This is a genomic window from Duganella sp. GW822-FHT06D06 (assembly GCF_058799615.1).
This window is the reverse complement of sequence record NZ_JBXALQ010000004.1, coordinates 142,122-156,269: the sequence shown is the minus strand read 5'-3', so window position 1 is coordinate 156,269 and position 14,148 is coordinate 142,122. Positions and strand designations below refer to the sequence as shown.

Annotated in this window: 7 protein-coding genes; 6 read left to right on the top strand and 1 reads right to left on the bottom strand. The window is 63.1% G+C overall.

All coding sequences use genetic code 11. The features are described from left to right. Nucleotides 1-10: 10 nt before the first annotated feature. Entirely contained in the window at nt 11-4,042 is a 4,032-nt protein-coding gene (locus AC1RMD_RS09460) for a Pls/PosA family non-ribosomal peptide synthetase (protein WP_492925937.1), read from the bottom strand. Between the two features lie 137 nt (nt 4,043-4,179). Here AC1RMD_RS09460 and AC1RMD_RS09455 point away from each other — a divergent pair, with 137 nt between their 5' ends. From AC1RMD_RS09455 to AC1RMD_RS09430, 6 genes are all read left to right on the top strand, one after another. Beyond that, nucleotides 4,180-5,682: an AMP nucleosidase gene (locus tag AC1RMD_RS09455; RefSeq protein WP_492925935.1), complete on the top strand. Its 1,503-nt coding sequence runs from the start codon at nt 4,180-4,182 to the stop codon at nt 5,680-5,682. A 184-nt stretch (nt 5,683-5,866) separates the two neighbouring features. Beyond that, complete coding sequence (locus tag AC1RMD_RS09450; RefSeq protein WP_492925933.1) at nt 5,867-8,752, top strand: TonB-dependent receptor; 2,886 nt, start codon at nt 5,867-5,869, stop codon at nt 8,750-8,752. Nucleotides 8,753-8,828: 76 nt separating this feature from the next. Continuing rightward, nucleotides 8,829-10,184, top strand: a complete 1,356-nt coding sequence (locus AC1RMD_RS09445; protein WP_492925931.1) for an MFS transporter — start codon at nt 8,829-8,831, stop codon at nt 10,182-10,184. Between the two features lie 19 nt (nt 10,185-10,203). Then, entirely contained in the window at nt 10,204-11,151 is a 948-nt protein-coding gene (locus tag AC1RMD_RS09440) for a glycoside hydrolase family 43 protein (protein WP_492925929.1), read from the top strand. Nucleotides 11,152-11,227: 76 nt separating this feature from the next. Beyond that, nucleotides 11,228-12,277, top strand: a complete 1,050-nt coding sequence (locus tag AC1RMD_RS09435; protein WP_492925927.1) for an aldose epimerase family protein — start codon at nt 11,228-11,230, stop codon at nt 12,275-12,277. A gap of 128 nt (nt 12,278-12,405) precedes the next feature. Then, entirely contained in the window at nt 12,406-14,148 is a 1,743-nt protein-coding gene (locus AC1RMD_RS09430) for an IlvD/Edd family dehydratase (protein WP_492925925.1), read from the top strand.

Below are 14,148 nucleotides of genomic sequence, written 5' to 3'. Positions count from 1 at the left end.
ACCAACGCCGTCATCGCGCCGGCGCCGCCGGGCAGCCTGCCCAGTAGCTGTTGGCGGGAATCTGCTCGCCCTTCATCACCAGCGTCAGCGCGCCGAGACGGGCGTTGTCGCCGACCACGGCGCTGTACAGCACCGCGCTGCGCGGTCCCATGTAGACGCCCTTGCCGATGGTGACATGGTCGATCTTCATTACGCGGTCCTCGAACAAATGGGTCTGCGGGCAGGTCAGCGCATTCAGTTCGCTGTGGTCGCCGATGTGGACGCAGTCGAATTCCGTGACGTCGGTGGTGTCCAGGTAGACGCCCTTGCCGATGTGGGAACCCAGCATGTTGAACGCCAGCGGCAGCCACGGCGTGCCGCGCAGGTAACGCATGAAGTTCGGCACGGCGATGCCTTCGTACAGATTGGTCACGCCTTCGGACAGCCACACAAACGGCGTCCACATCGGCTCCGACTGTTTGCGGTAGCGGCCGATCAGCAGCCATTTCAGCAGCACCACGAAAATGTAGTTGCCGATGCCGTAGCCCAGGCCCGCCAGCGTCAGGTCCCACGTCACTTCGGACCAGCGCCCCGCGCCGGCGGCCGGCATCACCGCCAGCACCAGCGTGTAGCCCACCGCGATCACCAGCGCGTGCGGCGCGACGATGCGGAACGCCTCGATCAGGCCGCGGCCCAGGCGGCGCAACGGCGACGGATGGAAGGTCAGGTTCTCGGGATAGCCGCTGGTCTGTTCGCGCGCGGGCAGGTTGATCGACGGGGAGCCGAGCCAGGTGTCGCCGCTCTTCATCTGCGCGTTGTCCGGCGCGCGCGAGTGCACGCCGATCAATACGCTCTCCGGCAGGATGGTGCCGTCCGGGATGTAGGCGCCGTTGCCGACGAAGCTGCGGTTGGAAACCACGGTCGGCTTCATGATCATCCAGCCGCCGTCGATTTCCTCGTCGCCCAGCATCACCGCGTCGGCGATGAAGGTCTCGTCGCCCAGGGTCAGCATGTCCGGCACCACGCCCAGCGCGGTGGAGATCTCGGCATCCGTGCCGACCTTGGCGCCCAGCAGGCGATACCAGTAGGGCGCGAACACCGTGGCGTAAATGCCGTGCAGGACGTTGAGGCTCGATTCCTGGATCTGGCTCACCAGCCATTTGGCGCAGTAGGTCTTGCTATGGATGGCCGAGCGGCCCGGCTGCAAGCGTGGCAGCACGCTCCAGCGGATACCGGCCGACAGCAACACCGTCAACACGATCAGCACCGTACTGGCGGGGAAGGCCAGCAGGAAGTAGCGCAGCAACTGGATGCGCATATCGTCGCCCTGTATCCATGGCAGCCAGCCATGTTCGTCGAACCAGTCGATCAGCACGAAGCTCGGAAACACCGGCATGAAGAACAGCGTGACGATCAGCAGGATGCCGAAGATGAAGAACACCCCTTCGCCCATGCTGCGCGCGACGCTGACCTGGGGGCGCGGCGGCAGGCGGGTGGTGTCGAAGGCGCCGGTATCGCGCGCCGGCGAGCCGGCCCACAGGCGGCCGGCCGGTACGCGCATGCCGTCGCTCAGCGCCGACTGGCCTTCCAGGTGGCCCAGCGCTTCGATATGCGTATTGCCTTCCAGGACGGCGAAGGAGCTGACGCAGGAGTCGTCTTCCAGCGTGATCCGGCCCAGCAGCAGGCGGCCGCGCTGCACGCGGGCGTTCTCGAAATTGACGGCGTTGCCGATGCTGACGTTGTCGCCGATGCTGAGCAGGTCGGGTGAGCGCAGAGTCATCGAACCGATGACGACATCCTTGCCCACCTTGGCGCCCAGCGCGCGCAGCCACCAGGCGCTGAGCGAGGAGCCGCTCAGCAGGTAGGCTGGCGCCGCTTCCACCAGCCGGTCGGCCAGCCACCAGCGGTAGTAGGTGACGCCCCACAGCGGATAGTCGCCGGCCTTCAGGCGGCCGGCGATCAGCCATTTGCCGGCGATGGCGATGCCGAATTCGCCGATGGTCGCCAGCAGGAACACGCCGACCGAGGCGGCGATCGCGCGCACCACCGAGTCGCCCGGATCGCCGGTGAAGAAGTGGTAGGTGAAGAACGGCGCCAGCCACTGCGCCATCCGCAGCGCCACCAGCGCCGGCATCGCGGCCGCCTGCGCCAGGCCGCAGGTCCAGCGCTTGAGCGAGGAGGGCGGCGTCCAGTCGGCTTCCACTTCGGCGGCCGTGGGCGCGTCGGCCAGCACCAGCGCGATCTTGCCGATCTGGCGTTGCTGATAGATGTCGCGCACGGTGATGTGGGCGTAGCGCGGATCGGCGCGCAGGGCCGAGGCCAGGCGCGCCGCAAAGAACGAGTGGCCACCGAGGTCGGTGAAGAAGTCGGCCTGGCGCAGTACCGGCTGGCCGGGGAACAGCGCGGCCAGCGCGGCGAACAGCGCTACTTCGGCCGGGGTTTCGGGCAGGTCGGAATCTTGGTTGCCGCCGGCCGGCGGTGCGCTCAGCGGCATGGCCTTCAACGCCTTGCGGTCGATTTTTCCGGAGGTCAGGCGCGGCATGGCTTCCTGCATTTCGTAGCGGCCCGGGACCATGTACGGCGGCAGCTTGGCGGTCAGGCTGGCCCGAAGGGTCTTGGCGTCCAGCGTGGCGTCAACTTCCGGCACGATGTAGGCCACCAGCTGGTCGATGCCGTCGTCCTTGCGCAGCAGCACAGCGACGGTGCCCACGCCTTGCTGCTGCGCCAGCACGGCTTCGATCTCGCCCAGCTCCACGCGGAAGCCGCGGATTTTCACCTGGTCGTCGGCGCGGCCGAGGCACAGCACTTCGCCGTCGGCGTCGATGCGGGCCAGGTCGCCGGTGCGGTACAGGCGGGCGTCGTGCCGGCCGCTGGACCATGGATTGGCCAGGAATTTTTCTTCGGTCAGGTCCGGGCGGCCCAGGTAGCCGGCCGCCAGGCCGGGACCGGTGATGCACAGCTCACCGATTTCGCCGCGCGGCAGCAGGCGCAATGCCGGCATGGCGTTGGCGTCGATCACCAGCAGGCCGTAGTTGGGCAGCGGCGTGCCAATGGTGACTGCATGGCCAGGCTGCAAACGCGCCAGGCTGGCCGACACCGTGGCCTCGGTCGGGCCGTAGGTGTTGAACATCTGCCGGCCGGCGCGCGACCAGCGCTCCACCAGCGATTCCGGGCACATCTCGCCGCCCAGGTTGATCAGGCGCAGGCTGGGCACGTCCTGGTTGAACAGCGCCAGCAGGGTAGGCACGGCGTGCAGCACCGTGACCTGGTTCTCGTCGAGCATGCGCGGCAGCGTTTCCGGATCGCCGCTGATTTCCTTCGGGCCTATCCACAGCGTGGCGCCGGCCAGGTAGGCGATCCATATTTCTTCGAACGACATGTCGAACGCCACCGAGAAGCCTTGATACACCTTGTCCTGCGCCGTGACGCCGAGCACCGCGTTCTCGCTGCGCAGGAAATGGCAGATGCTGCGCTGGGTGATCAGGATGCCTTTCGGCTTGCCGGTCGAGCCGGATGTGTAGATGACGTAGGCCGGCACGTCGGGCGAGACGGCGCCGCGGCGCGATAGCGTGGCGCCGGCGTCCGGGGCGGCCAGCAGCGCTTCGGCGGTCCACACGGGACGGCCGAAAGTGCCGAGCGCGGCGAGGCGGGGCGCCAGCGCGGCGCAGGTCAGCACGCCGGCGCCGTCGGCGTCGTCCAGGCACACTTGCAGGCGGTCGACCGGGGTGTCCTCGTCGACCGGCAGCCAGGCCGCGCCGGCCTTGGCGATGCCGGCCTGCAGCACCAGCAGCTCGATCCCGCGCGGCAGCCACAGGCCGACGATCTGGCCCGGCTGCACGCCGGCATCGATCAGGCGCGCCGCGACCAGGTCGGCCTGCGCGTTCAATTCGCGATAGCTGAGGCTGCGCGCGCCAAAGATCAGCGCGGTCTGCCCGGGAGTGCGGACGGCGCTTGCTTCCAGCAGGTCCGCCAGGATTTCCTCACGCAGCAACTCGCTTTGCGGTTTCCCATAAAGAATGTCCGGATGCGATTGCGGAATGTGCGGCGTTACTGGGTCATTCATGCTGAAACTTTATTCTGGGTTGGCGGTTGACATTGTACGGTACGCCTCTACGTTCCAATAGAGGAAGAATGCAAGTTCCGCTTACAGCCTTTACAATAAGAAATATGGGATCTTCCCCTGTGTCACGAAGGAGCCGCATGTCACCGACCCGTCCATTTATCGCCCCCATGCAATTTGACGATCCGATTGCCGCTTATGATCAGGTTTTGGCCATCTACGAGGCCAACGTCGCCCACTTGCGCGATGCCATGAAACGTTTTGTCGCCGGCGAGGATGTCGGCGAGCACGTGCGCGGTTGCTACCCTTTTGTGCGGGTCCATACCGACACCGTGGCGCGCGCCGATTCGACGCTGGCGTTCGGCTTTGTGGCCGGCCCCGGCACCTACGAAACCACGCTGACCCGGCCCGACCTGTTCGCCCGCTACTACCAGCAACAGTTCAAGCTGCTGCTGAAGAATCACGGCAGCCATCACCTGCGCATCGAGGTGGGCACCAGTTCGCAGCCGATTCCGATTCACTTTTCGTTTGCCGAGCACGAGCACATCGAAGGTAGCATGAGCGCGGAACGGCGCCTGCTGATGCGCGACGTATTTGATCTACCCAACCTTGCCGCGATGGACGACGGCATCGCCAACGGCACCCACGAGCCGCCGCCGGGCGAGGCGCAGCCGCTGTCGCTGTTCACGGCGCCGCGCGTCGACTACTCGCTGCAACGGCTGCGCCACTACACCGGCACCTCGTGCGAGCACTTCCAGAAGTTTGTGCTGTTCACCAACTACCAGTTCTATATCGACGAATTCGTCAAGCTGGGCCACGAGCTGATGGGCCAGGCCGCCGGCGCGCCGGACGACGACTACATCGCCTTCATCGAGCCGGGCAATCTGGTCACGCGCCGCGTCGGCCAGGCGGTGCAGGCCAACGACGCCCACGGCGCGGCGCTGCCGCGCCTGCCGCAGATGCCGGGCTACCACCTGATCCGCGCCGACGGCACCGGCATCTCGATGGTCAACATCGGCGTCGGCCCGGCCAACGCCAAGACCATCACCGACCACATCGCCGTGCTGCGTCCGCATGCCTGGCTGATGCTGGGCCATTGCGCCGGCCTGCGCAACACCCAGCAGCTGGGCGACTACGTGCTGGCGCACGGCTATGTGCGCGAGGATCACGTGCTCGACGAGGATTTACCGCTGTGGGTGCCGATCCCGCCGCTGGCCGAGGTGCAGGTGGCGATCGAGGCCGCCGTGGCCGAGGTCACGCAGCTGACCGGCCACGACCTGAAGCGCGTGATGCGCACCGGCACCGTCGCCAGCACCGACAACCGCAACTGGGAACTGCTGCCGCAACGCACGCCGGAACGCCGTTTCAGCCAGAGCAGGGCGATCGCGCTGGACATGGAAAGCGCGACGATAGCCGCCAACGGCTTCCGTTTCCGGGTGCCATACGGCACTTTGTTGTGCGTGAGCGACAAGCCCATGCATGGTGAAATCAAGTTGCCGGGCATGGCTAACCAGTTTTACCGCGAGCGGGTCGACCAGCATTTACGGATCGGCATCCGGGCGTTGGAGCTGTTGCGCGCCTTAGGCGTGGACAAGCTTCACAGCCGCAAGTTACGCAGCTTCACGGAAGTCGCGTTCCAGTAAAACCATGCGGAAAATGCATGAAAGCCCGCCGGAAGCGGGCTTTTTTTTTCACTTTCACAGCCTGTGGCGATACCTTTTTTGGTATCGAAAACCCGAAAAAATTGATTGGTTTGTTTTTTGGCCAGACCCTAAGATGATTTCCGAGGTCGCTGCAAAACTATAAAACAGATAACACAGGAGACGTATGAACAAATTATCAACCGGGACTTTCGAGTCCCAGGCGACGCATCGCCTTGTCCTGAAAACCGGCGTCGCGGTGCTGGCCGCGGCCGGCCTGCTCAGCAGCGCCTCGGTGTGGGCGCAAGCTGCCGCCGAAAAGGCGGAGCCGACCGAGGCTCCGACCGTGGTCGTCACGGGCGTCAAGGCATCGCTGATCAAGAGCCTGGCGATCAAGCGCACCAGCGACCAGGTCGTGGAATCGATCGTTGCCGAAGACATCGGCAAGCTGCCCGATAACAATGTCGTCGAAGCGCTGCAGCGCGTGACGGGGATCCAGGTCACCGACCGCGCCGGCGGCGAAGTCGCCACCTTGTCCATCCGAGGCCTGCCCGATGTCCAGACAACCTGGAACGGCCGCACTATTTTTACGGCGTCCGGCGCGCAGGTCGCGCTTCAGGACATTCCCTCGACCCTGGTGCGCCAGATTGACGTCTACAAGACGCGCGACGCCAGCCAGCTGGAAACCGGCATTGCAGGCCAGGTCGACGTCAAGTCGCTGCGGCCGTTCGATTTCAAGGGGCGGAAAATCTCGCTGTCGGCGCGTGAAACCTATCTCGATCCCGCGAAAAAGGCCAACCCGCAGCTCAGCGCCATGTTCAGCGACCGCTGGCAAACCGGCATCGGCGAAGTCGGTGCCCTGGTCAACCTGTCGGATGCCAAGACGAAATACCGCAATGAAAGCGTGACGCCGGGTGCCATGGTGCCGTTTACCAGCCCCAATGCCGCCGAAGTTCCCGCAGGTTACACGCCCTTGCAGCGCATCTTCGACAACAATATCTGGACGCCTGGTATGCATACCGGCTTGCCGACGGCAGCGGGTTCAACGCTGGATTTCAACGGCAAGGCTTATCCTTATTACCTGGCGCGCGACGCCGTTTTCCAGAGCGACCTTCAGGGCGAGCGCGAGCGTCCTGCCGCCAATATCGCCTTGCAGTGGAAGCCGAACAGTGATTCAGTCTATACCTTCGAATCGATGTACAACGGTTATCGTGACAAGGCCTTCAACCAGTTGCTGTTCAGCTTTGTCGACTGGTGGGGCGATCTCGGCAGCAACCCTGCGGGCTCGATTACGACGTTCCCGGGAACGAACATCATCAAGAGCCGTAACGTCAACAACGTCTATGGTTTCAACAGCGGCGACTACACCACGTCGGCAACCGATTCCTACGTTTATGCCCTGAACGGCAAGTGGGACATTAGCGACAAGCTGAAGCTGGAAGGTGATCTGTCGTACCAGACCAGCACGTATCACTCGGAATTCACGGCCACCCGGATCGATCGCGTGGCACCGTCCATCGCCGTCGACTTCAATGACGGCGGCAACAACACGGCGTTCCGTTTCAATAACAATGCCGACCTGACCGACCCGACCAAGTGGAATGTTGCGCAGTTCTACGATACCGCCAACCGCAACAAGGGCAGCGCCGCGACGGCCAGTCTGGCGGGCGTCTACGATGCCGACTGGGGGGCGCTGACGACGATCCAGTTCGGCGCGCGCTTCGACGACCGCAAGGCGTCGGAGGCTAACCGCACCCAATCGGCCTTCCTGGGCCGCAACCTGGCCTCGCTGGGGGCGGCGTATTCGTCCACCAACTCGAACTTCGGCACGGCGATCTCGGATGTTCCGCGCTCATGGGTGGAGCCCAATGCCTACTACATCCGCGACCATATCGACGAGTGGCGCAAGCTGTATAACTCGGCCGATGCGAACTTCCTGACGACGGACAAACTGAGCCTGCAGAAGACGTTCGAGGTCGATGAAAAGACGAAGAACCTCTTCGTGATGGGGAATACCCAGAACGAGCTGTTCGGACATCGCCTGCGCGGCAATTTCGGCATGCGCTACGTTAAGGTCGATACCGACATGAACTTCTACAAGGTTGATGCCACCACCAAGGCGGTCACGCCGTCCGGTGCCAGCAAGTCGACCAGCAAGTTCCTGCCCAGCATGACCCTGATTTACGACCCATCCAAGGACGTCGTGCTGCGCTTTAACTATGGTCAAACCCTGCGCCGCCCGAACTTCGGCGATCTGAATCCTGTCCTGCAACTCGGCGACGACGTGTCGAAGGTGGGTTATGGCTCGGGCACCGGCGGCAATCCCGACCTGAAGCCGACGCGCTCCACCAACCTCGATCTGACGGCTGAGTGGTATTTCCAGAAGGACAGCGCACTCTACGGTACTCTGTTCAAGCGCAAGATCGACGGCCTGGTCGTAAACTTGCGTCACAAGGTACACGTCGATCCGGCGAACGATCCGTTCCGCAACTCGACCTCGGGCGGCGACCATACGAACGGCTATGACTACGTCATCAACTCGCCGGTCAACGCCTCCAACGGCAACATCAAAGGCGCCGAGCTCGGCTTGATCTACTTCCCCAAGGGGCTGCCGAGCCTGCTGGACGGCCTGGGCATCCAGGGCAGCTATACGCGACTCAGTTCGTCGCAGAACGTGCCCGACGCCAATGATGCCGGCGTCATCGTCGCTCAGCTCGAGACGCCGTTCTTCGGCGTGTCCCGCAGCTCCTACAACGCCACCCTGGCTTACGAAAAGGGTCCGGTCAGCGCGCGCTTGTCCTATGTCTGGCGCTCCGGCTTCCTGGCCAGAAACGAAGCGGCTTTGTTTGCCAATCCGATCGGCATCTGGCGTCATCCGGAAAAGAGTGTGGACATGCAAGTCTCCTATAAAATCAACGACAGGATGTCGGTCGATATCAGTGGCGTCAACTTGACGAACGAAATGCAGCAGCAGTACTACCACTTCGGCAGTGCGGGCACACCGCAGCTGAGCAATTTCGGTACGCTGCAGATCGGACGTTCGGTCTCGGCTGCCGTGCGCTGGCAGATGTAAGCCCCGACGGCCAGGAAGACCTCGGTCGTCCTGGCCGGTTCCCGCTAGCGGGAATGAAAACTTGTTGGAGTATCCGATGTCGAATCAAAAATTATCGTTGCTGGAAAAAGTGGGCTTTGGCGCCGGCGACATGGCGCTGAACGTGGTGATTTCGTCGATGATGTTGATCATCACGTTCTTCTACACCGATATCTACGGCCTGAAAACCTCCGACCTGGCGCTGCTGTTCGTCGCCGTCAAATTTATCGGCGCCTTGTCCGACCTGGTGATGGGGCAGATCACCGACCGCTTCGACAGCGCCCGCATGGGCCGCTATCGCCCCTACTTGCTGTTGCTGGCGATTCCGTATGGCGTCAGCGTGTACTTCGTCTTCACCACGCCGGATTGGGCCTACAGCGCAAAACTGATCTGGGCCTATTCCACCTACATCATCATGACGGTGATGACCTCCGGCGTCGGCATACCCTACATCTCGCTGCCGAGCAGCCTGACCAACGACCCGCAGCAGCGGCTGTCGGCCAACGGCTACCGCCTGTTCTTCGCCAAGATCGGCGCCTTCATGGTGACGGTGGTGGTGCCCATCTTGTCGGAACGCTGGGGCGGCGGCAGCGCGGCCACCGGCTACCAGGCCGCGATGGCGGTGATGGCGGTGATCGGCATCGCGCTGTTCCTGTTCTGCTTCTTCACCACCACCGAGCGTGTGCGCCACGTGGTGCAGAAACAATCGCTGCTGGAGCAGCTGAAGGTGCTGCTGAAGAACGACCAGTGGCTGATCCTGTGCGGCGTCTGCGTGACCGGAACGGTCGGTTATGTGGTGCGCGCCTCGGCGTCGATCTACTACGTCAAGTACTACCTGGGCGGCGATGCCGCCACCGTGTCGGCCTTCCTGTCGACCGGCGTGGTGGCGGCCATCCTGTCGATGATCGCCTCGACCTGGATCACCAAGTTCTATTGCAAGGTCAAGCTGTTCCGCTGGACGCAGATCGGCGTCGGCGTGATCAGCGCCGCCATGTACTTCCTGGTCAAGCCGGGCGACATGGTGCTGGCCTTTGTGCTGTACTTCCTGCTGTCGTTCGTGGTCGACCTGCATGCGCCGGTGTTCTGGTCGGCCATCGCCGAGACCATCGACTACGGCCAGGTCAAGACCGGCAAGCGCGTGTCCGGTTTCGCCTTCGGCGGTATTTCCGTCTGCCAGAAGGCCGGGATGGGCATCGCCGGCGCGCTGGTCGGCGTGCTGCTGACGTACTTCGAGTACCAGCCGAATCACGAACAGACCGCGTTCGCGCTGCACGGCATAGTGCTGATGCTGACGCTGATCCCTGGTTTCTTCCATACGGTGATGGGGCTGCTGATGTTCAAGTACCGCGTCACCGACGAGTACTACACGCAGGTCAAACAACAGATGAATGTCCAATCCTATGTGGCAGTCTAATTTCTTGGAAATCGAAGCAATGGAAGATGTACTCACTCCGCTGATCGAGCAGCGCGCCGATCCTTTTATCATTCGTCACAGCGATGGCTACTACTACTTCACCGCCTCGGTGCCGCAGTACGACCGCATCGAGCTGCGCCGCGCGGAGACCATCGCCGGCCTGGCGGATGCGGACAAGGTCGATGTCTGGCACAAGCCGGATACCGGTCCGTATAGCGAACTGGTTTGGGCGCCGGAGCTGCACTACAACGACGGCGCCTGGTACGTCTACTTCGCCGCCGCGCCCAGCCGCGAGATCAAACACAAGCTGTTCCAGCACCGCATGTACGCGATCCGCAACGCCAATCCCAATCCTTTGGTCGGCGAGTGGGAGTTCATGGGCCAGGTCGACACCGGCATCGACACCTTCTGCCTGGACGCCACCACCTTCAGCCACAAGGGCCAGCTCTACTACCTGTGGGCGCAGAAGGACGTCGCCATCGAAGGCAATTCCAACCTGTACATCGCGCCGATGAAGACGCCGTGGCAGCTGGGTGGCCCGGCGGTCATGCTGAGCAAGCCGGAATTCGACTGGGAGATCCGTGGCTTCTGGGTCAATGAGGGCCCGTCGGTGCTGAAGAAGAACGGCAAGATCTTCATCAGCTACTCGGCCAGCGCCACCGACGAGAACTATGCCATGGGCCTGCTGTGGGCGGACGAACATGCCGACCTGCTGGATCCGGCCTCGTGGACCAAGTTGCCGCAGCCGGTGCTGCAAACATGTTACGAGTATGGCGTGTACGGACCGGGACACAACAGCTTCACCATCGGCGATGATGGCGAGACCGTCATGTTGGTTTATCATGCACGCACCTATACCGAGATCATTGGCGATCCGCTGTGGAATCCGGACCGGCACACCTATGTCAAACCACTGAAGTGGGACGGGCAGGGCATGCCGGTATTCGGAAAGCCCTCTATCGCCTGAGCGAGACTGCATCAATCATTGCGGCGGCCGAGAAGGTTTATTCCTCTCGGCCGCCTTGCCATTAGAAAGCGCCACCATGTCCCAGCCTACCATCACCACATCCGCCTTCGGCCCTGAAGCCACCCTGTACACGCTGACCAACGCCAACGGCATGATCGTCAAGATCAGCGACCTTGGCGGCGTGATCACCGAAATCCACGTGCCGGACCGCGACGGCCAACTGGCAGACGTCTGCCTCGGCTTCGACGATGCCGCCGCCTACCTGGGCGAATCGCACTATCTCGGCGCGCTGATCGGCCGCTACGGCAACCGCATCGCCAACGGCCGCTTCACGCTGGACGGCGAAGCCCATGAGCTGAACGTGAACAACGGCGTAAACCATTTGCACGGAGGCCTGGACGGCTTCCACCGCCGCATGTGGGAAGCCGAAACCTTCGCCACGCCCAAATCGGCGGGCCTGATCCTGAGCTACCTGAGCGCCGACGGCGAGCAAGGCTACCCGGGCAACCTGGAAGTAACGGCGATCTACGAACTACGCAACAATAACGAATTGCGTATCGCGTTCCACGCGATCACCGATAAAGCGACGCCGGTCAACCTGACCAACCACGCCTATTTCAACCTGGCCGGCAAGGGCGACATCCTGTCCCACGAGCTGACCATCGCCGCCGACGCCTACACCCCGGTCGACAGCGGCCTGATACCCACCGGCGAGCTGCCTGCGGTGGCGGGCACGCCGTTCGACTTCCGCACTCCGCACGCGATCGGCGCCCGCATCAACCAGGGCGACGAACAGCTGCGCCACGGCGCCGGCTACGACCACAACTTCGTGCTGAATAAATCCGCTCCCAACGCGCTGGAACTGGCGGCCCGCGTGCGTGATCCGTCCTCCGGCCGCGTGCTGGAAGTGTTGACCCAGGAGCCGGGCGTGCAGTTCTACAGCGGGAACTTCCTGCACGACGGCATGGGTGGAAAAGGGCGCATCTACGGCCATCGCAGCGGCTTTTGCCTCGAACCGCAACACTATCCCGACTCGCCGAATCGCCCTGAATTCCCGTCGACGATACTGCGTCCGGGCGAGGAGTACAGCACCGTCATGAGCTACCGCTTCTCCGTTGAGGACTGATACCGATTCGGGTATCAAAGTCGAATAATAATTTATTGGAAAGATATCTCAACACAACTTAGTATGGCTTATCGATGCGGGGGCATGACATTCACGCCCCCGTACAAGAACATACTGAGGAGATATGCATGTCCGAGAACGACAAAAAGGTGAAGCTGCGCTCCGCCGAGTGGTTTGGTACGCAAGACAAGAACGGCTTTATGTATCGCAGCTGGATGAAGAATCAGGGCATTCCCGATCACGAATTCCAGGGCAAACCTATCATCGGCATCTGCAACACGTGGTCTGAACTGACCCCTTGCAATGCCCACTTCCGCAAACTGGCGGAACACGTCAAGCGCGGCATCCTGGAGGCCGGCGGCTTCCCGGTGGAATTCCCGGTGTTCTCCAACGGCGAATCGAACCTGCGCCCAACCGCCATGCTGACCCGTAACCTGGCCAGCATGGACGTCGAAGAATCGATCCGTGGCAATCCGATGGACGGCGTGGTGCTGCTGGTCGGCTGCGACAAGACCACGCCGGCGCTGCTGATGGGCGCCGCATCGGTCGACATTCCGACGATCGTCGTCAGCGGCGGCCCTATGCTGAACGGTAAGCTGAACGGCAAGAACATCGGCTCCGGCACCGCCGTATGGCAGCTGCACGAGCAGGTCAAGGCCGGCGAAATCACCATGCACGAGTTCATGTCGGCGGAATCGGGCCACTCCCGTTCCGCAGGAACCTGCAACACCATGGGCACCGCGTCCACGATGGCCTGCATGGCCGAGGCGCTGGGCACCACGCTGCCGCACAACGCCGCCATTCCCGCCGTCGATTCGCGCCGCTACATCCTGGCCCACATGTCGGGCATCCGCGCCGTCGAGATGGTGAAGGAAGGCCTGACGCTGTCGAAGATTCTCAAGCGCGAGAACTTCGAGAACGCGATCCGCGTCAACGCCGCCATCGGCGGTTCGACCAACGCCGTGATCCACCTGAAAGCCATCGCCGGCCGCATCGGCGTCGACCTGGAGCTGGAAGACTGGACCCGCGTGGGTCGCGGCACGCCGACCATCGTCGACCTGCTGCCATCGGGCCGCTTCCTGATGGAGGAGTTCTACTACGCCGGCGGCCTGCCGGGCGCGATCCGTCGCATGGGCGATGGCGGTCTGGTGCCGCATCCGGATGCGCTGACCGTCAACGGAAAATCGCTGTGGGAAAACTGCAAGGAAGCGCCGATCTACGACGACGAAGTGATACGTCCGCTGGACAAGCCGCTGTTGAAGGATGGCGGCATCTGCATCCTGCGCGGTAACCTGGCGCCGCGTGGCGCGGTGCTGAAACCATCGGCCGCCACGCCGGAGCTGATGCAGCATCGCGGCCGCGCCGTGGTGTTCGAGGACTTTGAACACTACAAGAGCCGCATCGTCGATCCTGAACTGGAAGTCGATGCCAACTCGGTGCTGGTGATGAAGAACTGCGGCCCGAAAGGCTATCCGGGCATGGCCGAAGTAGGGAATATGGGCCTGCCGCCGAAGCTGCTGGCGGCCGGCGTCAAGGATATGGTCCGTATCTCGGATGCGCGCATGAGCGGCACCGCCTACGGCACCGTGGTGCTGCACGTGGCGCCGGAAGCGATGGCCGGCGGCCCGCTGGGCATCGTCAAGGATGGCGACTGGATCACGCTCGATTGCGCAGGCGGTTTGCTGAACCTGGAGATATCGGATGCGGAGATGGCGGAGCGCCAGTCCGTGCGCGTCGCCGGCTCGGCGCCGGGTCCCAAGACCGGCTACCAGAAGCTGTACATCGATCACGTGCTGCAAGCCGACGAAGGCTGCGATTTCGACTTCCTGGTCGGGAACCGCGGATCGGCCGTGCCGCGCCACTCGCACTAA